Raw genomic sequence first — 24,747 nt, 5'->3', positions numbered from 1 at the left:
TAAACCTCCCTACTTAAAGTCATAAACCTTAAAATCATGTGCGGAATCAATCAGTTTTTCAAATCTTATTTCCCCATTTTCAACAGTCAGCTGGCAAATGGCACAGTTGGGCAGGAAGACACCCGGTGGGAAGGTGACCTCCAAAACCTGCACCAATCCCCAAATAGCTGCACCATGACTGACCATGAGGATTGGATCAGCTGGATCGTTTTCCGCGACAGAGAGAATCGCCTCTTTGACACGACTTCCAACTGCTCGAATGTCCTCGCCTCCAAATGGCTCCAAGAGGTCTTCGAAAGAACGAGCTCCAGGACGAGGCTTGGGAAGTAATTCTTCCTCTCTAGCTTCAAAAATCCCGAAGTTCATCTCCTTGAGTCCCTTGAGCTGTTGGTAGGGCGCATCCGTAACTAATTTTAGTGTATCAGTAGCCCTCTCTTGCGTGGAAGAATAGGCACTGGTGAAGACGATTCCCTGCTCCTTAAAATACTGACCAACGGCTTGGGCTTGGGCAATACCACGTTCTGTTAAGGGAGAATCCGACCAACCCTGCACTCGTTTTTGCGTATTAAAAAGGGTTTCACCATGACGCATGAGATAAATCGTTTTTGTCATAAGACCTCCTATTTTTCTGTCAATATATTGGCTCCATTGCTGGCAATGACATCTTTATACCAGTAGAATGATGCCTTCCGTGATCGGTCAAAACTGCCGTTGCCTTGATCGTCCGCATCCACATAGATAAAGCCATAGCGTTTAGACATTTCACTTGTTGAAGCAGAAACTAGATCGATACAACCCCAAGGGGTGTAGCCCATGAGTTCCACGCCATCTTCAATGGCTTCATACATTTGCTGGATGTGTTTTTCCAGATAGGAAATACGGTAGCCGTCCTGGATACTGCCGTCTGCCTCCACCTTATCCAAGGCTCCCAGACCATTTTCCACAATGAAGAGGGGAACTTGGTAACGGTCATAGAGCTTGTTGAGGGTGATACGCAACCCAACTGGGTCAATTTGCCAGCCCCAATCAGAAGCTTCTAAATAGGGATTTGCTTCTCCCAAGATCAAGTTACCTGCAGTTGCCTTGTCCTTGTCTGGAAGAGCACGGGTGATGGATGTCATATAGTAAGAAAAACTCATGAAATCAACAGGATATTGTTTCAAAATCGCTTCGTCTCCCGCCTCGAACACGACCTGGATATTGTTTTCTTTGAAGAAGCGTTTCATATAACTTGGGTAGGCTCCACGAACCTGTACATCTGTATAGAAGAGATTTTCCTGGTCTTTTTTCAAGGCCGCCAAGACATCGTCTGGATTGCAGGTGGCTGCATAGTTCTCCATCCGTGCCAGCATGCAACCAACCTTGTTTTCTGGGTCAATCTCATGGGCTGCTTTTGTTGCCAAACTAGAGGCGATGAACTGATGGTGAACTGCTTGGTACATGGTTTCTAGGTCATTCTTTCCGTCTTCAAAGAGAAGACCGCCTGATAGATAACCAACCATGCCCAAAATATTAATCTCATTAAAAGTCAGCCAATACTTAACTTTACCCTGATAGCGTTTGAATACTGTCTCGGCATAGCGAACAAAGAACTCTATGACCTTACGGTTTTTCCAGCCGCCGTATTCCAGAGCAAGATGAAGAGGAAATTCATAGTGGGATAGGGTCACCAGCGGCTCGATACCATATTTATTCAGCTCATCGAAGACCGCATCATAAAAGGCCAGTCCTTCTTCATTCGGTTCTAACTCGTCTCCTTTTGGAAAAATACGAGACCAGGCAATCGACAAGCGGAAGGTCTTGAAGCCCATTTCTGCAAAGAGGGCTATGTCTTCCTTGTAGCGATGATAGAAATCAGAACCCCAACGTTTTGGGTAGAGCCCTTCTTGATCTGCCAAAGCAAATTCCACATCAGCCCGCGAGACAGGCTTACCAAAGTGACTCATATCCTTCCGCTTATCTGGATCGACCGCTATATAGGTATCGGAAGTGGCTGGACCACGACCTCCCAAATTCCAACCACCTTCATATTGGTTGGCAGCTGTCGCACCGCCCCAAAGAAATCCTTTTGGAAATTGTTTTGTCATAGCACAATACTCCTTCTGACTTTATTAGCTATATAATAGCAAAAGAACTCCATTCATTCCTACGTGATAATATGCCAAACTGATACTATTCTATGTTATTTCCAATTATCACTATTCTTAAAACATTAGATAATATCCCAATTAAAACTTGGAACAAGGGAGAGGTTTTCTCTCGATCAGTATTAGCAAAAGTAGTAGAGATATTTTAAACCTCCATATGTATTGATAGTCGCTTCATCAAGTCAGCTATAAAAAATCTTCTTCTCTTGCCCTACCTCAACTCCTCTGATTTAGAAAGAAGAAAGCAAATATGATACTATCTTATGTTTATCTAACAATATCTCCTGATATTCTCTTATAAAAAAACTCCTTGGACTTAGAAGAAGTCAAGGAGTTTCTCTAGTTTAAGCATTTGCCGCTTCTTCTTTTAGCAACTGTTTATCGTATGCACGAATGAATGGATAGTAAACAAGGAAGGCAACAACTGCACAAACAATTGAAACAACAATTGCACGCCAGTCAGCTGTACCAAGGAAGGCACCGATACCAACTGGAGTTGGCCATGGTACTTGAGCAACAACTGCATTGATAAGATTCAACTTCATAGAGAAGTAATACACCGTCATAGATGCAATTGGAGCAAGCATGAATGGGATTGCAAGTGCTGGATTATAGATGATTGGCAAACCAAAAATCAGTGGTTCGTTGATATTAAAAATACCTGGAACGATTGAAGCTTTCCCGATAGCGCTCAACTGCTCTGAACGAGCACGTGTTGCAAGCCAGATACAGAGACCGAGAGTTGCTCCAGAACCACCTGCAATGACAAACATATTTGAGAACTCCCCTGCAACAATCATTCGTTCGCCAGCAACATTGAGAGACATATTTGCAAGAGCAATTGGATTGATAAAAGCAAAGATAATATTTGCTCCGTGAATCCCCACAATCCACAATGCTTGTGTCAAAAGATAGATAACGACCAAACCAAGCCATGAGTTAGTCAAGTTTGCTACAAATCCAAATGGAATAGCAATTACTTTAAAAATGTCTGTTCCAAGCGCCACTAAGAGGCCGTTCAAGAAAATCACGAAGAATGCTATTACAAATGATGGTATCAAAGCTGTAAAGCCGCGTGATACACCCTCTGGTACTGAATCGGGCATTTTGATAACCCAATTATTTTTCACGCACATCCGATATAGCAGAACTGCCGCAACAGCCATGATGATTGCCGTAAATATACCCGTTGTACCAAAGCGTGTTACGCCACCACCCATTGCCCAACCATCAACAATTATTGCGCCTTCTTCAAGAGAGCTGACTGCCGACATCGCGCCTTCTTCAAAAATAATTTGAGGAACGGTCATGATGAAAGCAAAGAGGGATAAGAGCGCCCCATTAAGCGGAGTCAAATTAAGATCTTCTTCCTCAGCGTAAATTTTTGTCAATTCATATCCAATAGCAAGTGCAAAATAAAGTGATAGCACCCCCATAGTAGCAGTATTGGCAACCATATAGAGTGGGGTAAATTTATCAAATGATGCCGCAAAAATATCTGCAACAACTGGCCAGAATGAAAATGCCTGTGGTAAGATACTGAAAACCAAGAACATCGAACCAACAATCGTAAATGGTACGGCAGCCATACCTGCAGCTGTGATGGCACGTACAACTTTGTAAGATGCCAGTTTACCCATTGGTCCCATCAGATATTTATCTAATAGTCCAAAGAACCCTTTTTGTTCTTCCATGAGAAGACCTCCTAAAATTTTAAAGATATTTTCTTATTATTTGAAAACGTAGGTAGTATTTATCGGTATTTTGCTTTACCTGCTCCAACCTTTTTATATTGAGAACAACTAAAGCAAGACCTAACAACTGCAAGCCAATAACAAAGAGTTTAGCAGATGTATGGTTTGAAAAAGTTGGAAAGAGGGTTGAGATATGACCCAAAATCACTAAAACCACAATTAACCCTTGCAAGATTGCTTGTGCCCTTAATACAAATTCTGTCTTTGTCAATCGAGACTCCTCAGCACTATACAACTTAAATTGTTCTGCCGTCGCAATGATTATTGCAATCAGCATAAGCGAGGGCAGGATTAGATACAAACTTGGTTGAAATAATTGAACCAGAAGCCAGTATAGATTTGCAAAGAAGAACACTGCTAAACTATAACGAAACAGCATATAGCGATTAAAGAGCTGACTTTTGCGTTTAGACTCTTGTTTTAATTGTTCTGGTGTTTTCTGTAGTTTTTTACTTGCCATTCCCTTACTCATCCCATATCCTCTTTCTAACCAACTTTACGATACAAAGCTAACATTTCAAGTGCTACCTCACGTAAAGTCATTGTTGTCATCAAATGATCTTGCGCATGAACCATAATAATCTCTACCTTCACTTCAGTACCGCTTGCGTATTCCTGTAAGAGACCCGTTTGAGAATGGTGGGCTTCAAGCATGTCAGCATTGGCTGCTTCCAATAACTCTTCTGCCTTATCATAATCACCTTCTCTCATAGCAGCAAAAGCTTCGTGGATAACACTTCTTGCATTGCCACTACTGAGGATGATCCCAAATGCAGCCATTTGTAATTCTTCTGTATTCATATGTCACCTTCTATTCTCTTTGTAAAAAAACGTGTTTGAATGTTTCAAAATCAGGAGAGTTTATTATGTCTTTCTTGACTTCTGGTAAATCTACCAAATCTACCAATCGATTGGTAATGGTTGATAGACCTTCATTTGTATATATAGATGGACTCACTAAGAAAACCAATCTAATCTGCCCATAGCCTTCTTCCCAATATAGACCATTTTTTATAACCGCAACAGAAATCATGTGCTTTTCGCTAATGGGTTTTAGGGGGTGAGGAACAGCTATATCTTTATCAAATACCAATGTACTCAAGCTTTCACGCGCCTCAATTAATTTATAAAATTCCTGGTGATTTCCAAGACCTTCGCTCTCCAACTGTGAAATCATTTGCTTTAATAACATTTCTTTTTCAGCTGACTCAACAACTAAAAATCGTTGTTCTGAGAAGTACTGATCAAAGTATTTCTCCAAGTTACTTTCTCTTTCCACTACCTGTGGTTTTTGGAGACTAGGTCTCAAGTCCGCCAATCGTTGTTTAACTTCCTTAACTTCCTGATCTGTTAAAAAGACACTGACAGTTATAACAGGGACCTTAAACACCAAACCAGATAAGTCGATGGTTGACATTATCACATCTATCCCCTGCAACTTTTGATTATCTAAATCATAGTAACCGATGACATCTGATATGGACACCTGTTGCCCAAGTTCATTTTTAATCCTATTTTTCAGCATCTGAGCACTACCGTAGCCTGTTGCACAGATAACCAGAACATTTAATTTGTATTTTTCTTTTTGCCGTTCCAAGGAAGCCATCAAGTGTAGAGCTACATAGGCAATTTCTGACTCGGACAAGCTATAAGAGTGAAAAACTGAAAGTTCAGCCATTAGTGATTGTGTCAAATCGAAGATATCATGATAAGTTGTTTTAATATCATCAAGTAGGGGGTTATCAATATGGAGATTGTGACGGAGTCGTTCTATGAGAACCTCCAGATGTGTTAGCAAACCTTCTATCAAGGAAAAATCATGTGAAAATTGATAACCATATTCATCATCATAACGCCCTAAAACTTCAAAAAGTTCTTGGCGCAACAAGAGGCGGTCCGATGACTTCTCCACCTCTAATTGTGTTTTTGAAATCAAGTGTAGAGCAATGTAGACCACTTCTTCCTCAGGAAACCTATTCTGAGGTTCCAGTCGATGGGATAATCGCCTAGCAATCTTTGTAGCTACTGCCAATTCTTCAGCATACTTTTCCTTATCAATGGTGACAGGAGAAATTGTAAAACCTTTTTGATAGCGTTGGATAGCTAAACCTAAATGAATAACTAAATTTTGGATAATATAATCAGATAGTTTCAACTGACTATCACGACACTCATCTAAGACTACAATTGTTAGCTCTTCAAAAGATAGAGGTAAGGCTAGACTTTTATCATTGGATAAAAAATGATGGATATTCTGATAAAAATGTTCACTAAAGAAATAGTCCATAATGAAGTGACGTTTTTGACGTTCTTCACCAACCACATAGACTCCCTTATAGGGCTTGCTCTCGATGCTCAAACCATAAGAAGCAAGATGCTCCCTAATGTGCTTGAAATCATGAGACAAGGTTGATCTACTGACAAACAGCTGGTCCGCCAAATCATCAAATAAGATACATTCTTCTTCAAATATCAATTTATTCAGGATTTGTTTATGGCGATTTTCTGCATCACTATAATCCACCCCAAATACTAGTTGGTTTTCAGATAAGAAACGATGGTATTTTTCCTCATCGCTAATTCGAAGCTGATAGCCATAACCTTGTTTGGATAAAATCGCAAAACCTGTTTCTTCCTCGGATATTTCGGAAATCAATTTTTTGATATAGGTTCGGATGGTACGATCCGTATAAGAAAGATGCTCTGCCAATACTTTACTGGTTGAAAAACCATTCTGGTGCTGATAAAGATACTGTAATATCATTTTTTCCTTAGTATTTAGCATAACTAGCCTCTTTTCAAATCAATATACCATCTATGATAGCAAAGAACTAGATATTATCCAAGACCAATTTAGCCATTTTTTCAATTCCCATCGGAATTGGAATATAGGCTTGAGGTGGAATTTGGACAACTGGCTTCCCTACCTTCTTACCTGCTTCTTCAAATTGCTTAAAATGCATTTTTGTCTGCGGGCTAATCAAGTACAAGTCATACTCTGCCGCATTTATTTTTTTACCACCTTCTGGAACACCGACAGCATTCATTTCTACTGTATGCCCTTGTTCTTCCAAAAGAGTTTGTGTTTTTTTTGCAATAAGTGAAGAAGACATGCCTCCTGCACAGATAATCAAAGCTTTTACCATAGGATTTTCCTCCAACTATTTTATTATTTACTTTTGTTATGATTTTATTTTACATGAACGCGCTTACATTTTCCATAGGAAGTATTTCCTTACCACTACGGAAATTTCGCTACTAAAATAAACCGCTTTTCCGCTACTCTCCAGAAACAAAAAAATAGCAACTCCGAAGAGTTGCGACTATGATGCATAAAAGAAAAGACGAGGAGGATAGTAAACTACAACCTCAGAAGATTTAAGCTGAAACTCATCCATAATCAAATCTTTCAGTTTAGCATCACTAACTTTTGAACTAATTTGATAGGTATCCCCTTTAGTGCGTTGGATTTTGGCGACCCGATTAAAGACACTACTATTTGCTAAGTCTGGCGGATTTACCCCCTTAAATCTTACAAAGTATAGCGTAGTGTCATCCGCCTGACCAGCTGAAGTCGCTCTGATTTTCCACATATTAATCAATAAATAAACCAGAACAGCCATAACAACTACAATAACAATTATTCCAACTATAGATTCCATAATAAACCTCTTTTCCAAGATACGATACACTTACAAACAACTAGAAAAACACTTATCTTGGTGGTTTAAAAAGGTTAAACCTTAAAAAAAGTGGAACAAATAACATAGCAATCACACTTCCAATATTTATTTGTCATCATTATATTCCTTTTGCAAAAAAAGTCAAGCGTTTTCAATGTTTTTCACTGTTGCTAAAAATTCTTTTATCGATGGAATTGTGCATTATTTGTAGACTAATTTATAGACCAAAATAATACCTGCTAATGTTACAGATAGGCTATTAGCAATAATGAGGGCCGTATCTCCTTGAATAATACCATGGAACAACCATAAGGACATCCCTGTCACAGACATCATATACATTCCTAACGAAATCGACTCTGTATCCTTTGTCTTAACTACCTTGATAACCTGAGGTACAAATCCAAAGGTAGTTAAGCAAGCTGCGATAATACCAACCATATAATTTTCTCCTTTAACATACCAATACTAAAAAACATAAATGAAGACCCATGTAGCTATTACGCTACAGAGGTCTTCTCATTAAACTTCCTCACCATTTGTTGCGATAACATTTTTATACCATGCGAATGAGCGTTTAGGAGAACGGGCATAGCTTCCATTGCCTTCATCATCTTTATCAACATAGATAAAGCCATAACGTTTGCGCATTTCACCTGTCCCTGCTGACACCAGGTCAATACAACCCCATGGAGTATATCCCATCAAATCAACCCCATCCTCATCAACTGCCTTGATAAACTCCTTGATATGTGCTCCAAGATAATCAATACGGTAGTCATCATGCACCATTCCATCTTCTTCGACTTGGTCAATCGCACCAAAGCCATTCTCTACGATAAAAAGTGGCAGATGATACATATCTGTAAACCAGTTTAATGCATAGCGCAAGCCCTCCGGGTCAATTTGCCATTCCCAATCAGAAGCCTTGACATAGGTATTTTTTACCAAGTCCTCTGTCTCAAGATAATCGTAATGAGGATTATTCTCGCGGTGAGAATCAATAGCAAAACTCATATAGTATGAGAAGCCAATGTAATCAACTGTTCCTTCTAGCAAATCTTCGCGATCTTCCTCTGTGAAATCAACGCTAATACCTTTTCTCTCCCAGTAGCGCAAGATATGCTCGGGGTAGAAACCATGCACATGAACATCTGTGAAGTAATAGCGTTTTTGCATGGCCTTTTGTGCCATCAAAATATCAGATGGTTTGCAAGTCGCAGGATAAATCGGACACATAGCAATCATACAGCCAATCTGGAAATCAGGGTTAATCTCATGCCCAATCTTAACGGCACGTGCAGAAGCCACCAATTCATAATGAGCCGCTTGATACATAACTGCTTCACGGTTTTCACCCTCTTGATAAACAATACCTGAGTTGGTAAAAGGTGCAAAATCTTCCTGATAATTTGCTTGGTTATTAATCTCGTTAAATGTCATCCAGTATTTGACCTTGTCTTTGTAACGACGGAAGCAAGTCTCTGCAAAACGAACAAAGAACTCAATGGTTTTACGATTTCTAAAACCACCATACTCAGTTACCAGATGGTAAGGCAATTCAAAGTGTGATAGGGTAACAACAGGTTCAATCCCATATTTTAAACACTCATCAAATAAGTCATCATAAAACTGCAAGCCAGCTTCATTTGGCTCCAATTCATCACCATTTGGAAAAATACGTGTCCACGCAATTGAGGTACGGAAACACTTGAAGCCCATCTCTGCAAAGAGTGCAATATCTTCTTTATAGCGGTGATAGAAATCAATCGCTTCATGATTCGGATAATATTTTCCTTCTAATACACCATCTGTAATTTCTCTAGGTACCCCGTGTCTCCCAGCAGTCATCACATCTGCTACAGAAATCCCTTTTCCACCTTCTTGCCAGCCACCTTCAAGTTGGTGAGCAGCTACAGCGCCACCCCATAAAAAATTCTTAGGTAATTTAGACATAATTGCCTCCTGTATGTTTTATAGTTATTAGTTTAGCAAACGGTTACAATAATCACCACTGCAGTTTTTTCCGTAACAGTAAGGAAATAGCTGATGAATGAGACTTGAAAGCTAATTCGTTAAACATTGACCTAGCAGTATTACTTGCCAACATTACACTGTTAATTCTATTTGTATATCATCAAAACCTAACACACACGATTCGTAGTAGCCATCGCCAGTTACCCGTGGTCCACTAAGAATGGGATAACCATCCTGCTGAAGTCTTGCAGTTAAGTTATCCACCGCTTCTTTGCTCCCTAGACTAAAGGCTAAATGAATGAGTCCTAGATAATTGAGTTGACTTGGTTTGTCGACCACATCGTCTCTGGTCATAATTTCCAAACGAGACCCGTCTTCAAAGGTAAGAAAATAGGACTTGAAACTGGTTTTTGGATTATAGTAGAGCTGATTGGATGTGGCATTGAAGTAGTTTTCAAAGAAATTACGCATACCTTCCAAATCCTGAGTGTAGATTGCTACATGTTCTATTTTCATTTTCAAACCTTTCCCTAAGAGAAAAACGGCAAAGCGCCGTCTTCCTTATTCTACATCCTCACCATTGCTAGCAATGACTTTCTTATACCAGTAGAATGAATCTTTTGGTGTTCTAGCAAGTGTCCCATTTCCAGCATCATCCATATCAACGTAGATAAAGCCGTAGCGTTTTCGCATTTCACCTGTTCCTGCTGATACTAGGTCAATACAGCCCCAAGTGGTATAGCCAATCAAATCGACACCATTGGCAATGGCATCTGCCATCGCATTGACATGGGCACGATGGTAGTCGATACGGTAATCATCGTGAATAGAGCCGTCTTCTTCAACTGTATCCAAAGCCCCCAAACCATTTTCTACAATCATCATCGGAATTTCGTAGCGGTCGTAGATTTTCTCAAGATAGTATTGAAGCCCCGTCGGATCCTGAGCCCAACCCCAATCTGAATAGGTCAAGTAAGGGTTCTTGGCACCGATTGAGAAGTTTCCAGAAACCGTGTCTTCCACTTTATGAGTGGTCACAACGGTTGACATGTAATAAGAGAAGGTATACATATCCACCTTGCCTTCAGCAAGGATTTCTAGGTCTCCCTCTTCCATTTGCAATACAACATTGTGTTCCTTCCACAATCTGTTTGCATAGGATCCATAGCGACCTTTGGCTTGTGCATCACTACAATAGAAAATATTCTGTTCCCATTTGTGTTGATTTTCTAAAATATCGGCAGGGTCACAGGTTCCTGGGTAGAAGGTGATTCCACAAATCATGTTTCCGAATCGATAGCTCGGATCAATCTGATGTCCTAATTTTACAGCCTTGGCAGAGGCAACAAACTGGTGATGTAAGTGTTGGTAGGCATCTTGGTAATCAGAATCCTTTGGTTCACTAAACATATCCAAAAACATGATCGTGTTGTTAATCTCGTTGAAGGTAATCCAATATTTCACCAACCCCTTATATTCATTAAAAATTGTCTCAGCATAGCGGACATAGAAATCAATCAACTTACGATTGGTCCAACCACCATAGCGTTGCTCCAAGCTCAAAGGTGTATCGAAGTGCCAAATGGAAACCAATGGCTCAATGCCATATTTGCGGCATTCTTCAAAGACAGAACGATAGAAATCAAGACCTGCTTGGTTTGGCTCTGCATCATCACCATTTGGGAAAATCCGTGCCCATGAAATCGACAAGCGGAAAACGGAGTAACCCATTTCTGCGAAGAGCTTGATATCTTCTTTATAGCGGTGGTAGAAGTCCACAGCCTTATGGTTTGGATAATAGTGGTCTTCTAGGACGGCATAGGTCGCCCCTTCTGGCAGATGACCACCAGCATGCCCCATAGAAGCATATTTACCTGGCTTTCCGTCCTTATCAATGTAGGTTGTATAGCGGGGGCTGTTGACAGATCCTCCTGTTGTAACGTCTGTCTGGACTAAACCGCGTCCGTCCACATTATAGGCACCTTCTGCCTGGTTGGCTGCGATAGCTCCTCCCCAGAGGAAATTTTTTGGAAAACGTGACATCTTACTTCTCCCTTATTTTTTCTAACAAATATAGTATAAACAGATTTGAAACCCTTTTCTTCTCAAATAATATGCTATAATGATACTATCCTACGAAAAGGAGAAAAGTATGCAACCGCCATTAACGGATAAACAGTTTAAGCACGCCATTGATTACGATAGTCGTTTGTTGCCCTACAAGTATTACCATACCTGTGTCATGGATGGTATTCCTGACATTCTCTTTCATTGGCACAATGAATTTGAAATCAACTATGTATACGGAGGGACAGCCCGTTACCATATCGACTATGATTATTTCAATAGTCAGGCTGGTGATATTATTCTCATACGGCCCAATGCTGCGCATTCCATCCATCCGATTGAGCAACGGGGGCACGAAACGGATACCCTTCTCTTTCACTTGGATATACTGGGGGCATCTCACCTAGATCAGACCAGTATGCTCTACCTGCAACCCTTACAGACAGATGTTTTCAAGTGTATTCCACGCATCCAGCCCCAAGACCCTGGCTACGCAGAGATTAGACAATGCCTGCTCACCATTTTTGAGTTGGTCAGACACCAGCCACCGTACTTTGAACTGCCTCTCAAGAGCCGACTCTTTGACTTCTTCTACCTGCTCTACCGCTACCGCTACATTGTCCGGAAAAATACCGATGATATGTATCGGAAAAATGAAAAACTGCGGTTGTTGATAGAATACATCCAACAACATTATGCAGAAAACCTCACCATCGAGCAACTAGCAGGGCAAATGGGCTATACAAAAAACCATTTTATGACAATCTTCAAGCAACAAACAGGAACTTCCTGTATGGAATTTATCATCCAAGTCCGACTGCGGGCAGCTACCGAGCTCCTGACAAACACTCTCAAGCCTGTGCTTGAAATTGCGACCGAAGTTGGCTTTAATAATCTGTCCAACTTCAACCGCCAGTTCAGACAATACTACCATACCACCCCTAGCAGCTACCGCAAACAATTGCGGAAGAATAGGACCTATACCAATTTCAACAAATAAAAGGAGACAACTATGATTACCATGCACCTCCACTATACTGGACCAGCTGACAATGCACGTGCCTTCGCTCAGGAAATGGAAGCTAGTGGCATTGCCGACCGCATTCGCCAGCAGGCTGGAAATACACGTTATCAATACTTTGCACCTCTCGATGATCCCCATTCTATCTTACTGGTTGATAGCTGGACAGACCAAGCCGCTCTGGATATCCATCATGCCTCTCCAATGATGCAGGAAATCCTAGACTTGCGAAGTAAGTACCAGCTAACTGTTACCGCTGAACGCTATAAAAGTGATGAGGCAGGAATTCCAGACCATGATCAAGCCTTTCTTGACCAAGCACATCCTTAAGGAGGCGAGATGAAGTGGATACGAAACCTAAGACAAGACTACCGTGACAGTCGCTTCTCTCTGCAGGAAGGATTTGTAGAGTGGTTTCTCAAGCGAAAATTAACTTTCTGGGGCAAGCTGGTCTTTGCCTATTCTCTTTGGGGTATTTGGATGTTTTTCTTCTCTCATCCTCTCTACTTCCTCTATCTTGCTTATGCTGCTATTCTCCTGTCTGCCCTAGTCATGCTCTATGAAGGTTGGCAGATGCTGAGGGATAAAGCCAAGAAGAAAGCAAAAAAGTGACTGGCCACTCGGCTCAGTCACTTTTTGTAACTTATTTCACCGTTGTCAATAGGTAATCACCACTGTTGATTTGGCTTTCTTGGGTTACCAAGATGTCCTCATAGTCAGCTGTATTGGTCACGATAATTGGAGTGATGACCGGTAGGTCAGCTGCTTTGATTTGGTGGAGATCAAATTCCAGCAATTTTTGTCCTGCTTCAACTTGGTCACCTACTTGGACGAAGGATTCAAAGCCTTTACCAGCTAGAGAGACTGTGTCCATACCGATATGGATGAGAAGCTCTGCCCCATTTTCCGTCCGAAGACCAATAGCATGTTTGGTTGGGAATACAAGAGTTATTTCAGCCTTAGCTGGAGAAACAAGGATACCATCTAGCGGATCGATAGCAATCCCTTTACCCATAGCACCTGAAGCAAAGACTGCATCAGGAACATCTTCTAATTTAACTACTTTACCGATTAGTGGACTGGCAATGATCTCTTGCTTGATTTCTTTTAATTCTGGAACAGACTCCTTTGTTTCTTCAACGGACTTTTTTTCAGTTGGCTCTCCATATAAGTAAGGAACTGGAAGGGCCATTTGGATAGCGAAGGATGCGACGATTGCAACTACTGTCAAAATAATGGCAGCAATCATACCTGACATATCACCGTTTGCTGGATTAACTAGAGACGGATACAAGAAGACACCCATACCACCTACAGAGTAACCTGTTACATTGAAGAACATAGTGGCAGCACCAATCACACCTGAAACAGCACATGAGATAAAGAACGGTGTTTTCATTGGAAGGGTCACACCGTAGATAGCTGGCTCAGTCACACCAAAAATAGATGAAACCAATGCAGGCATAGAAACTGTTTTAACCTTAGACTCCTTGGTCTTCAACATGATTGCCAAAAGAACCCCGGTCTGTGTAAAGTTTGGAAGTAAGGCTGGTACAAGAATTGAAGACATACCATTTGATGCTACTTGCATAATTGCCAATGGGACAACTGCCCAGTGCATTCCAAACATAACCAACACTTGCCAAGTCGCACCAAGAATCAAACCATAGAGCAATGGACTAAAGTTCATGATGGCAGTAAATGCATTTGACAAGACATCAGAGATGAAGTTTGCGACAGGACCAACCACTAAGAAGGTCAATGGAACAGCAAGCAAGATAGTCACAAATGGAACAACGAAGAGTTTGACAACATCTGGTGTGACTTTACGGATGTTTTTCTCAATAATTGAAGCCACCCACGTTGCGAGAATAGCTGGGATAACCGTTGACAAGTAGCTACCTGCTGTTGGTAAAACAAATGGAATACCAAATACATTATCCAGTCCTGCCTCTTTCAATGCTGCAAGCGAACCTGGCAAGGTTGGGTAAATCAAGGCCATACCGATTGCTAGGGCTGTAAATTCATTCATCTTAAACTTGCGAGCAGATGTCAGAGCCACTAACAATGGTAAGTATTGGAAGAAACCGTCACCCGCCGCATTTAAGATAGCATATATAGCACTATTATCACTCGTCAATCCTCGCGAAGCCATAATGGCAACAATACCTTTAATGATACCAGCAGCAGCCAAAGGACCCAAAAAGGCTTGGAAGATACCTGATAACAAATCAATAAAGCGTTCAAAGAGATTTCCTTTTGGACCATCGCCTTCATCAATATCCAAACTTCCATCTCCTGCAATACCTGCAACTTTTTGCACCGCTGCATAAACATCTGGGACATGGTTGCCGATAACCACTTGGTATTGACCACCAGCTTGTACCACAGTAACGACACCGTCACGTGCTTTCAGGTAGTCTGTATCAGCCTTGCTTTCGTCCTTGAGACCGAAGCGAAGACGGGTCACACAGTGCTTGAGACTGCTGATGTTTTCTTTACCTCCGACATGGGCTACAATATCTGTAGCTAAATCTGTATAATCCTTAGCCATTTTTCGGCTCCTTTCTTTTCTGGAAAAACAGAAAAACCTAAACATATACCAAACACTGCCCCTTGAACTACGTCAAAAAGAGTATCTTGTATATATTTAGGTTTTGCCTGCTTACCAGTAACAATCCTTTTGATAAATTTATGATAACACATTGCAAATTGTTTTGCAAGCGTTTTCTAAAGTTTTTTTTGATTTTTTTCTAACTCGTTTTTAAGCGCTGGATATGGATGGTCAAATAGACTTGTTCATCTTTGGACATTTCAAAATGGTAAACTTCCGCAATATGCTGACGAATCTTAGTCGTACAAGCAAATGAATCAGGATAGTTAGCCATCACCTGTTCATACAAAAATGCATCATTGACCCCTTCGACCACACCATTGGCCACACGTTGAGCAAAATACTGAATATGTGTTACAAATCGATGATAGCTGGTATCCTCCTCGTAGGTCACACTACCAAAATGAAGTCGGACAATGTCTAAAATCTGAGTCACGATTTTACTAATGGTTTGGGTTTCCTTGCCAAAAGCACCATTCTTCTGAGCATTTACCAGATGGAGAGCGATAGACGAGGCTTCTCCCTTTCCTAGTTCCAAGCCTAAACGCTCCTGCACCAACTGCAAGGCTTCTAAACCAATTTGGTATTCCTTCGGATAAAACTTACGTACTTCCCAAGACAGCGGGTTCTCAATAAAGATACCTTCACGGCATCGCTGAAATACAAAATGTAAATGGTCTGCTAAGGCTAGATACAAAGACAAATCAAACTGAACTTCTAAAGTTTCTTCTGCCCTATTGATAATGGCATTGACTACTTCGACTTCACTGCTCTCCATTTGCAGGTACAGACTCGATAAATCTGATTGTTGGTAGTCATTTTGTAGCACAAAGGTTTTCTCGATTTTGCTGGTGTCTAATTCTTCCCCTGCTTTTTTCTGAAAACCTAATCCTTTCCCCATGACAATCAACTCACGGCCCTGCTGATCTATTGCTTGAATGACATTGTTGTTATAAACTTTTTCAATCTGCATCTACTTTACCGCCTCTTTTTTCGACTGATAAAAAAGAACCCAAGCATATAGCAAATACGACTGTTGCCAGACCCTTCACTATCTGCTTAGGTTTTGCCTGCTTATCAGTAACAATCCTACTCTTATCTTATCAGATTGTAAGCGGTTTTGCAAGTGGTTCAATAATTTATTCTGAGGGCTACTGTTTAAGTAGTCCCAACTTTTCAAAGGCATTGTAGAGGCCGTCTTCTTCTACATCGTCCGTTATCATATCTGCCATAGCCAAGATTTCCGCTCCGCCATTTCCCATAGCAACACCAACAGCACAATAGTCCAGCATGGAAATATCAATTTTAGCATCACCAAAGGCGATAGAGTCTGCCTGACTAGCTCCTAAGTGGTCCAGCAATACAGAAATTGCATGGGCCTTGTCGATGTCTCTCACCCCCAAGTCACCAAAGAGAGCTGACTCCCCGCGACCTCCCCAGGTGTTTGCGACCAGTTGCGGAAAGGCTTGCTTGGAATCCAAGTGGTCCTGGTAGGAATCGAGCACAAAACTGACTTTGTTGAGGTCATTGCGGTAGAGTTGACCATCAAAAATCAAGCCGTGTATAACGTCTTCTACTTCCTGATCGGCCACTTCTTCTGCTGTTTTTCCTTTATTCATGGAATAGATCCGCAGGGTTTCACGAGCACGTTCACGGAAATTCTCACTTGCAAAGAGACCGTTGTTGCTTTCCAGATAAAATTCCAAACCACGTTCGTGAAGCCATTCTACAATCGCTCGACTATCATCTTTTGAAATAACTTGGTGCATGACCACCTGACCTTGATGCTCGACATAAGAGCCGTTGCCACCAATCATTCCGTCAAGACCAATCTCCCATAGTTCTGGTTGCATTTCCGCCCGACTTCGACCTGTACAGACATAAACCAAGTGTCCATTTTCTCTAGCCTGCCGAATAGCACGAATGGCAGATTCTGGAATCCGATTATGATAGTCAACCAAGGTCCCGTCTACATCTAAAAATATAATCTTGCGCATCTTTATTCTCCTTGCCTTTTTCTACTACAAGTATAGTCTGTTTTTCTATCAAATAACAGTCAAAAACTGCGACAGACTAATACTATACTATGAACATACAAAAAAGAAAGTCACATGGACTTTCTTTTAGATGTTAGCATTTCAGTTTGCTTTTAGTACTAGCTCCAATTATCTGGGAGATAGTTGGAGGTTGGAAATAAGGCGAACTGCGTTCGCATCAAAAGATGCAGGTTGCTAGAACAGCCTCAAGGCTGTTCTAGGTTGGAAATAGGACTTGCGAGGCAAGTCGCTTCTGCAGAGTACGGCATATCGAGTTAACGAAGTAATAAAAGATAAACTGAATGCTATTATTTACGTTTTGGTGGGTTGTGGATTGCAACACCAAGCACATCGAGGAAGGCTTCATACATAACTTCTGAGAAGGTTGGGTGACCGTGGATAGATGCTGCCACGTCATCAACTGTCAACTCAGATTCCATGATGGTTGCTGCTTCGTTGATCATTTCAGCTGCAACTGGACCGATGATGTGAACACCAAGGATTTCATGGTATTTCTTATCAGCGATAACTTTTACGAAACCGTGTGCTTCGTTAGAAGCAATAGCACGACCGTTACCAGTAAAGCTGTTGCGACCGATAAGGATGTTTTCTTTACCGTATTTCTCGATAGCCTGGTCTTCTGTCAAACCAACCATAGCGATTTCTGGGTGAGTGTAAACCGCTGCTGGTGTGAAGTCCAACTTCGCTTTGTGGTGGTTACCGTGAATAGCATTTTCAGCTGCCACTTCACCCATACGGTAAGCAGCGTGGGCCAACATCTTAGTACCGTTGACATCACCTGGTGCGTAGATACCTGGGATTGATGTTTCTTGATATTCGTTTACCTTGATACGACCGCGGTCCAATTCAAGGTTAAGATTTTCGAGACCAGCCAATTGTGGTACACGACCGATTGAAAGAAGGGCTTTTTCAGAAACGATTTCTGAGCCGTCGTTCAATTTGATGGTCAACTGGTTGTTGGCTTCAACGATTTCAGATACACCAACAGATGTCAAGAATTTCATACCTTTCTTAGAAAGGACTTTTTGCAATTCAACAGACACTTCGCGGTCCATACCTGGAATGATACGGTCTGCCATCTCAACAACTGTTACTTCTGTGCCGTATGATGCATAAACCAAACCAAGTTCCACACCGACTACGCCGCCACCCATAACAGTGAGTGACTTAGGAATTTCACGCAAGTCAAGGATATCATCAGAAGTCAATACCAACTTAGAATCAATACCTGGGATGTTGATGCGCGATACTTTCGAACCTGTTGCAAGAACGATGCTGCGACCTTTGATGACCTTGTCGCCGATGACAACAGTCTTGTCAGGGTTTACTTGACCAAGACCGTTGAAGATTGTTACCTTGTTTGCTTTCAAGAGTCCGGCTACACCACCTGTCAAGGTCTTCACAACCTTGTTCTTGAAGTCAACTGTCTTGTCCATATCAACGGTATAGTTTGTTGAAGCAAGGTTGATACCACGCTCAGCCGCAATCTTCAAACCGTCAAGGATTTCAGCGTTTTTAAGGTAGGTCTTAGTTGGGATACAGCCCTTGTTCAAGCAGGTACCGCCAAATTCTGATTTCTCAACGATCGCGATTTTACCGCCTAATTGAGCACCACGGATAGCAGCATAGTAACCAGCAGGACCACCACCGACAACAACCATGTCATACTCGTCCGCTGCCAATTCAGCCTTAGGAGCTTGTGGAGCTACTGCAGGAGCTGCAGGTACTTCCAAACCAGCTGCTTTCAAGTCAGCAGTTGCTTGTGCAACCTCAGCTGGAGCAGGTGCGCTATCAACTTCAACTTTTTCACCTTCTGCACCAAGGTAAGCAATGACTTCTGTTACAGGAACCGTTGCACCGTTACCATGAACGATTTTCAAAAGAACACCTGATTCTTCTGCTTCCAATTCCATGCTTGTCTTGTCTGACATCATCTCCAAGATAACATCACCTTCGTTGACAAAATCACCTTCTTGTTTTTTCCACTCGATGATTTCGCCTTCTTGCATATCTACACCAAGTTTCGGCATAATAATTTCAATTGCCATAGTTATGATACAAAGAACGTCAAATGCGACAGAATTTTAGGAGTCCAACGTAGGATGCTTGCATCCAAGGCGGACTATCTAAATTCCGAAGCATTTAGTTCGTGTTCAAATGTCACGAACTCGTTCTACATCCTTTCTTTATTTTTCTCTTTACCAAATTGAGCACAGGCTAAAAACCTATTGAAAAAGATAAATCGCCTCGTGCCTCAAGGCACATCGTTGATTTCCTATTTTCATACGGTTTTCTTAACGCCTTTTGCATCTTATCTTAAATCAACAATTCCAATGGGTTTTCCAGCAAGTTCTTCAAGTCAACCATGAACTTAGCACCATTCATACCGTCAACGATACGGTGGTCAATGGTCAAGCATAGTGCCATAATTGGACGGATTTTGATTTCACCATCAATAACTACTGGAGTTTGAACAGTTGTTGCTACACCAAGGATTGCTGAGTTTGGTTGGTTGATGATTGGGTTAAAGGTTTTAGTACCAAACATACCCAAGTTGGTGATAGAGAAGGTGGAACCTGACATTTCAGCACCCTTCAACTTACCAGATTGAGCTTTCTTGATGACATCTTTTGAAGCTACCACGAAGTCGGACAAGCTCATCTTATCTGCACCATGAACAACTGGCACCACCAAGCCTTCATCCAAACCTACTGCGATACCAAGGTTGACAAACTTGTGCAACTCGATTTCCTGTGCATCATTAATCAATGACGCATTGAGGTAACGGTGTTCTTCTTTCATCAAGGTACGCGTTACCGCTAGACCAATCAAGTCTGTAAAGGTCACTTTCAAACCAGTCTTGTTCATGATTGGCTCAAGGACTTGCTTACGAAGTGCCATGAGGTTGGTCATATCGATATCGTAGTTAAGCGTAAAGGTTGGAGCTGTCAAGTAAGAGTTGACCATACCTTTTGAAATCGCCTTACGCATTGGGCTCATCTTGATGATTTCAACGCCTTCTGGCAATTCTTTAGCTGGTTTTTCTTCAGCTTTTGGTGCTGGCGCAACAATTTCTACAGCTGCAGGAGCAAGTACTGCAAGAACGTCGTTCTTGACAATCTTACCGTTGACACCTGAACCTGTAAGGGTTGACAAGTCAACACCTTGGTCTGCTGCAATACGGGCTGCAAGCGGAGTTGCTTTTGGAGCTGCTCCCTTGAAGTCTTCGACGTCAACCTTGTGGACACGACCGTTAGCACCTGTTCCTGGAACAAGACCTAAGTCAATTCCAAGCTCACGCGCCAATTTACGTGCTGCTGGAGTCGCACGAACCTTGCCACCACCTTGTGGTTTGGCAGCAGTTGCAGGAGCAACGATTACTGGCGTACGACCTGCTGGCACTTCTTCAATAGCCGCTGCTGGTTCAACAGCAGGAGCAGATGAAGCGCCGGCTTCAACCGTCTCACCTTCTGCACCGATGTAGGCAATGACTTCTGTTACAGGAACGGTAGCACCGTTTCCGTGAACAATTTTTAATAGGACGCCTGACTCTTCTGCTTCCAGCTCCATGCTAGTCTTGTCAGACATCATTTCCAAGATGACGTCGCCTTCGTTGACAAAATCGCCCTCTTGTTTTTTCCACTCGATGATTTCACCTTCTTGCATGTCCACACCGAGCTTAGGCATAATGATTTCAATAGCCATTATTAAGATACCAAGTCCGAACAGAAAACGACTGAATCTAGGAAATCGTCGAAAATCCTGATTTTCGTAACGATTTATCTTTTTTCCGAGTTTTCCGGACGGGTTCAATTCCTTTCTTTCAGTCTCTTACCTTGTCAAGAACCAAACCAGACTTCGATAATCGAAGTGGCTTAATTCTTTTCCAAGCATTCTTAGTCATGCTAGAACATTTTATTTCTAGCATATTAGGGTTATCGTCTTTCCGATTGCTTTTCTGACAAGGCGATTTAGTGCAGGCATAACTGACGTTAGGCAAGCCAAATCAACACAGCCAGAAAAGATAAGCGGATGACGATAAGATTAACCCTTGTTTACTTGCTTGTAGATTGCCGCTTTGATTTTCTCTACGTTTGGCAACACTGCGTTTTCAAGAATGTTTGCGTAAGGAACTGGTACATCGTCTGAAGCGATACGGATAATTGGTGCATCCAAATAGTCAAAGGCATCGCTTTCTGTGATGATCGATGCGATTTCACCGATGAAACCACCTGTTTTGTAAGCATCGTTGACCAAGATAACCTTACCAGTTTTCTTCACAGATTCGATGATCAATTCTTTATCCAATGGGATAAGGGTACGTGGATCTACCACTTCTACGCTGATGCCTTCAGCAGCCACTTCTTCAGCAGCCTTCAAGGCACGTTCCAACATGCGACCGTATGAAATGATGGTTACATCTGTACCTTCACGTTTGATTTCACCCTTACCAAGTGGAATGTAGAAATCTGGATCCAAGTTGACTTCTTCTTTTTTACCATAAAGTGCTTTTGGCTCCAAGAAGATAACTGGGTTGTTATCAAGGATAGATGATTTCAAAAGGCCTTTTGCATCGTTAGCAGTACCTGGTGCAACCACCTTGATACCTGGGATATGAGTCAACCATGCCTCAAGAGATTGTGAGTGCTGTGCCGCTGAACCGATACCTGATCCAGATGCCACACGGAAGGTTACAGGTGTTTTCAAGCCACCACCAAACATGTAGTTGGTTTTGGCAGCCTGGTTAACAATCGCATCAAGGGCAATTGTGATGAAGTCCATGAAAGTCAAGTCAACGATTGGACGAAGACCTGTTTGAGCCGCACCAACTGCAGAACCAGCGATTGCAGCCTCAGAGATAGGCGTGTCGCGAACGCGTTTTGGACCAAACTCGTCCAACATACCAATAGATGTACCGAAGTCACCGCCGTAGATACCGACGTCTTCACCCATCAAAAATACTTTTTCATCCTTACGCATTTCTTCGCTTTGAGCCAAGTTAATCGCTTCACGCAAGGCCATTACTTTTGTTTCAGCCATTTTTTACTCCTAATTTATATCAATTTATCTTTACTGTAACAAGTAAAATGTAGAAAACTAATCAATTACTTCATTGTAATCAAGCGTCATAGCTACTCGAACTACCCTAGTTTGACTTGCTTCTTTAGAGCTTAGTCAAACTTCTTACGTTAATAGTTGGGTTCGGACTAGAGGCTTGGAAAAATAGATGAGCCATTAGTGATGTCCGCATCACTAGCTGACTCCCTAATTTTTCTGTGCCTCTTTAACGTCCTCACAACTTAGAATTGTACTCGAACTAAGGACTGTGCGAAAAAGATAAATCAGCAGGAAATCCCAATTTCCTTGGCTGATTTCCTATTTTCGCTGTGTCCTTTTAACGTTCTCGTTACTTAATCTACAAACACATCCTCATAAGCTACTGAGATGTCTGGATCTGGGCTTTCTTGTGCGAATTTCACAGATGCTTCTACTTGTTCTGCAACTTGTGCTTCAATAGCGTCCAATTCTTCGTCAGTCGCAATCTTGTTCTCTGTCAAGTATTTGCGGTATTTCTTAAGTGGGTCTTTTGCTTTCCACTCGTTTACTTCTTCTTTTGTACGGTAAACACCTGCATCGGCAGTTGAGTGACCAAACCAGCGGTATGATTCAACTTCGACCATAGCTGGACCGTTACCTGCACGAACGTACTCGATAACTTCTTGCATTTTCTCATAAACGGCAATCACGTCGTTTCCATCTTCAACATAGTGACCTGGCATACCGTATGCAGCAGCACGTTGGTAGAGGTGAGGAATCTTTGTAGAATAAGAAATATCTGTTGAAATACCGTAACGGTTGTTTGTAATGAAGAAGATAACTGGCAAGTTCCAAACAGCTGCCAAGTTCATTGACTCATGGAAGGAACCTTCGTTAGTAGCTGAATCACCTGAGAAAGCAATAACGATATTATCTGTACCAAGGTATTGTTGCGTAAGGGCCGCACCCACCGCAAGGGCATAACCACCACCTACGATACCGTTTGAACCAAAGTTCCCTTTTTCAACGTTAGCCAAGTGCATAGAACCACCACGGCCTTTAGATGTACCTGTTGCCTTACCAGCAAGCTCAGCCATCATGCCATTGATGTCAATACCTTTTGCAATAACGTGACCGTGACCACGGTGGTGTGAGAAGATGATGTCCTGCTCTGTCAAACCAGCGATTGGGCCAACAGCCGCAGCTTCTTCACCGACTGAGAAGTGAGTCATACCTTGTACGAAACCGCGACGCACTAATTTGTTTAATTTCATATCAACATCACGGATTTGTTGCATTTTCAAGAACATGTCCAAATGTTGTTCTTTTGTGATAGATACCATAATTTCCTCCAAAGGTTTTTCTCTTTCTGTACTATGATAGACCAATATTTCACAAATGGCAAGTAATTGAACCGTTTTCTTTTTACAGAAATTTTCGTGAAAACCTTGATTTAGTGCGTTTTTTCACAAATCCTCAAAAGATTCACTTTACTTGTTTGAACCTTTTTTCACAAACTTTAAAATAAGCTTGCACGCCGTCTTTCTTTCTGTTAATATAGGTACGGAGGTTCTTATGGAATTCGATTTATTTCTTATGATTTGTAACTACATAGGCACTATCGCATTTGCTATTTCGGGGGCCGTAAAAGGATTTAAGAAAAAGTTAGATATTTTTGGAATTAGCTTGCTCGGCATCATTACCGCCGTTGGTGGGGGAATTATTCGAGATACGATGGCCAATCGCATTCCTACTGCCTTGACTGATCCTACAGCCATCTATTTATCTCTCGGAGTAGCGATTAGCATGTACTTGATTGTTATCAATCTAAAGCAGGACAAACCACTTGATAAGAAGATGATTCATTTCCTTTCCCAGACAAACCTTATCTTTGATGCAATCGGTCTAGCCATCTTCGCCCTCATTGGAGCCAGTACTGGCATCTCTCTCCAGCTAAACGCTCTAACCAGTGGTATTCTGGCAGCTTTGACAGGTGTCGGAGGCGGAATCGCCCGTGATTTACTCGTCAATGAAACACCTATTGTTCTTAAAGAAGATGTCTATGCTGTCCTTGCATTTTTCTCAGGAGTCCTCTATCATCTTTGCGTTGTAAATTGGAAATTACCACAAATTCCAACCTTCATCACTATTTTTACCATTTCTTTAATCATTCGACTATTGGTAATTAAATACAAAATCAATCTTCCCAATATGGAAAGCAAACAAAAAGGCTGAGCAAAAAGCTCAGCGCCACTTCTCAGAGTTCGTGTCAACATCTCAGCGCAGTGGTTGATTGGCAGATTTGTTCGTGTTTTACACTCCAAATCTGTCCTAATCAACTGTGCGGGGGTGGGAAGACGAACTCTTTTTTGTTCGGTCGAGTTCTTTCC

23 protein-coding genes are annotated in these 24,747 nt (G+C 41.7%); 4 read left to right on the top strand and 19 right to left on the bottom strand.

The features are described 5' to 3' along the window. Positions 1 to 9: 9 nt before the first annotated feature. The 12 genes from F9856_RS05690 to F9856_RS05635 all read right to left on the bottom strand — a co-directional run bounded on the left by F9856_RS05690 (position 10) and on the right by F9856_RS05635 (position 11,604). Positions 10 to 612 carry a histidine phosphatase family protein gene (locus F9856_RS05690; protein ID WP_202106015.1) on the bottom strand — a complete coding sequence of 201 codons (603 nt, stop codon included), beginning with the start codon at positions 610 to 612 and terminating at the stop codon, positions 10 to 12. Positions 613 to 620: 8 nt separating this feature from the next. Continuing rightward, on the bottom strand, positions 621 to 2,087 hold the full coding sequence (locus F9856_RS05685; protein WP_202106014.1) for a glycoside hydrolase family 1 protein: 1,467 nt from the start codon (positions 2,085 to 2,087) through the stop codon (positions 621 to 623). 404 nt (positions 2,088 to 2,491) lie between these two features. Then, positions 2,492 to 3,841 carry a PTS cellobiose transporter subunit IIC gene (gene celB / locus F9856_RS05680; protein WP_202106013.1) on the bottom strand — a complete coding sequence of 450 codons (1,350 nt, stop codon included), beginning with the start codon at positions 3,839 to 3,841 and terminating at the stop codon, positions 2,492 to 2,494. A gap of 19 nt (positions 3,842 to 3,860) precedes the next feature. Then, positions 3,861 to 4,373 (bottom strand): hypothetical protein, encoded by a 513-nt coding sequence (locus F9856_RS05675; RefSeq protein ID WP_050572241.1) that lies wholly within the window; start codon positions 4,371 to 4,373, stop codon positions 3,861 to 3,863. A gap of 14 nt (positions 4,374 to 4,387) precedes the next feature. Further along, positions 4,388 to 4,702, bottom strand: a complete 315-nt coding sequence (locus F9856_RS05670; protein ID WP_002937728.1) for a PTS cellobiose transporter subunit IIA — start codon at positions 4,700 to 4,702, stop codon at positions 4,388 to 4,390. A gap of 10 nt (positions 4,703 to 4,712) precedes the next feature. Next, positions 4,713 to 6,686, bottom strand: coding sequence for a BglG family transcription antiterminator (locus F9856_RS05665; protein WP_202106012.1), 1,974 nt, complete (start codon positions 6,684 to 6,686; stop codon positions 4,713 to 4,715). A 46-nt stretch (positions 6,687 to 6,732) separates the two neighbouring features. Continuing rightward, positions 6,733 to 7,047, bottom strand: coding sequence for a PTS cellobiose transporter subunit IIB (locus tag F9856_RS05660; protein ID WP_029179297.1), 315 nt, complete (start codon positions 7,045 to 7,047; stop codon positions 6,733 to 6,735). Between the two features lie 177 nt (positions 7,048 to 7,224). After that, positions 7,225 to 7,563, bottom strand: coding sequence for a hypothetical protein (locus tag F9856_RS05655; protein ID WP_024377954.1), 339 nt, complete (start codon positions 7,561 to 7,563; stop codon positions 7,225 to 7,227). 222 nt (positions 7,564 to 7,785) lie between these two features. After that, positions 7,786 to 8,025: a SemiSWEET transporter gene (locus F9856_RS05650; RefSeq protein ID WP_029179296.1), complete on the bottom strand. Its 240-nt coding sequence runs from the start codon at positions 8,023 to 8,025 to the stop codon at positions 7,786 to 7,788. 81 nt (positions 8,026 to 8,106) lie between these two features. Next, positions 8,107 to 9,540 (bottom strand): 6-phospho-beta-glucosidase, encoded by a 1,434-nt coding sequence (locus F9856_RS05645; protein ID WP_105128288.1) that lies wholly within the window; start codon positions 9,538 to 9,540, stop codon positions 8,107 to 8,109. A gap of 153 nt (positions 9,541 to 9,693) precedes the next feature. Further along, positions 9,694 to 10,077: a VOC family protein gene (locus F9856_RS05640; protein WP_202106011.1), complete on the bottom strand. Its 384-nt coding sequence runs from the start codon at positions 10,075 to 10,077 to the stop codon at positions 9,694 to 9,696. A gap of 45 nt (positions 10,078 to 10,122) precedes the next feature. Then, entirely contained in the window at positions 10,123 to 11,604 is a 1,482-nt protein-coding gene (locus F9856_RS05635) for a family 1 glycosylhydrolase (RefSeq protein WP_202106010.1), read from the bottom strand. A gap of 109 nt (positions 11,605 to 11,713) precedes the next feature. Between F9856_RS05635 and F9856_RS05630 the strand changes: the two genes are divergently transcribed. From F9856_RS05630 to F9856_RS05620, 3 genes are read left to right on the top strand one after another with little or no spacing between them, the layout of a single operon-like run. Continuing rightward, positions 11,714 to 12,628 (top strand): AraC family transcriptional regulator, encoded by a 915-nt coding sequence (locus F9856_RS05630; RefSeq protein ID WP_202106009.1) that lies wholly within the window; start codon positions 11,714 to 11,716, stop codon positions 12,626 to 12,628. Positions 12,629 to 12,640: 12 nt separating this feature from the next. Continuing rightward, positions 12,641 to 12,979, top strand: a complete 339-nt coding sequence (locus F9856_RS05625; RefSeq protein ID WP_202106008.1) for a putative quinol monooxygenase — start codon at positions 12,641 to 12,643, stop codon at positions 12,977 to 12,979. 9 nt (positions 12,980 to 12,988) lie between these two features. Then, positions 12,989 to 13,261 carry a hypothetical protein gene (locus F9856_RS05620; RefSeq protein WP_202106007.1) on the top strand — a complete coding sequence of 91 codons (273 nt, stop codon included), beginning with the start codon at positions 12,989 to 12,991 and terminating at the stop codon, positions 13,259 to 13,261. 31 nt (positions 13,262 to 13,292) lie between these two features. Here the strand turns inward: F9856_RS05620 and F9856_RS05615 are convergent, their stop codons facing one another. From F9856_RS05615 to F9856_RS05585, 7 genes are all read right to left on the bottom strand, one after another. Next, entirely contained in the window at positions 13,293 to 15,203 is a 1,911-nt protein-coding gene (locus F9856_RS05615; RefSeq protein WP_202106006.1) for a beta-glucoside-specific PTS transporter subunit IIABC, read from the bottom strand. Between the two features lie 199 nt (positions 15,204 to 15,402). Next, on the bottom strand, positions 15,403 to 16,236 hold the full coding sequence (gene licT, locus F9856_RS05610) for a BglG family transcription antiterminator LicT (RefSeq protein WP_014638597.1): 834 nt from the start codon (positions 16,234 to 16,236) through the stop codon (positions 15,403 to 15,405). 178 nt (positions 16,237 to 16,414) lie between these two features. Next, positions 16,415 to 17,260, bottom strand: a complete 846-nt coding sequence (locus F9856_RS05605) for an HAD family hydrolase (protein ID WP_202106005.1) — start codon at positions 17,258 to 17,260, stop codon at positions 16,415 to 16,417. A gap of 347 nt (positions 17,261 to 17,607) precedes the next feature. Further along, positions 17,608 to 19,368, bottom strand: coding sequence for a dihydrolipoyl dehydrogenase (gene lpdA, locus F9856_RS05600; RefSeq protein WP_202106004.1), 1,761 nt, complete (start codon positions 19,366 to 19,368; stop codon positions 17,608 to 17,610). 268 nt (positions 19,369 to 19,636) lie between these two features. Then, a complete protein-coding gene (locus F9856_RS05595; RefSeq protein ID WP_202106003.1) occupies positions 19,637 to 21,025 on the bottom strand; it encodes a dihydrolipoamide acetyltransferase in 1,389 nt (462 codons plus the stop codon). 339 nt (positions 21,026 to 21,364) lie between these two features. Beyond that, a complete protein-coding gene (locus F9856_RS05590; RefSeq protein WP_202106002.1) occupies positions 21,365 to 22,360 on the bottom strand; it encodes an alpha-ketoacid dehydrogenase subunit beta in 996 nt (331 codons plus the stop codon). Positions 22,361 to 22,731: 371 nt separating this feature from the next. Then, positions 22,732 to 23,700, bottom strand: coding sequence for a thiamine pyrophosphate-dependent dehydrogenase E1 component subunit alpha (locus F9856_RS05585; RefSeq protein ID WP_202106001.1), 969 nt, complete (start codon positions 23,698 to 23,700; stop codon positions 22,732 to 22,734). Between the two features lie 232 nt (positions 23,701 to 23,932). Between F9856_RS05585 and F9856_RS05580 the strand changes: the two genes are divergently transcribed. After that, entirely contained in the window at positions 23,933 to 24,592 is a 660-nt protein-coding gene (locus F9856_RS05580) for a trimeric intracellular cation channel family protein (RefSeq protein ID WP_202106000.1), read from the top strand. The last annotated feature ends 155 nt before the right edge of the window (positions 24,593 to 24,747 follow it).

It is taken from the genome of Streptococcus suis (genome assembly GCF_016743335.1).
Lineage (GTDB): Bacteria > Bacillota > Bacilli > Lactobacillales > Streptococcaceae > Streptococcus > Streptococcus suis_Y.
Note: the sequence above shows the minus strand (reverse complement) of the source record. Positions and strands in the feature narration are given on the sequence as shown.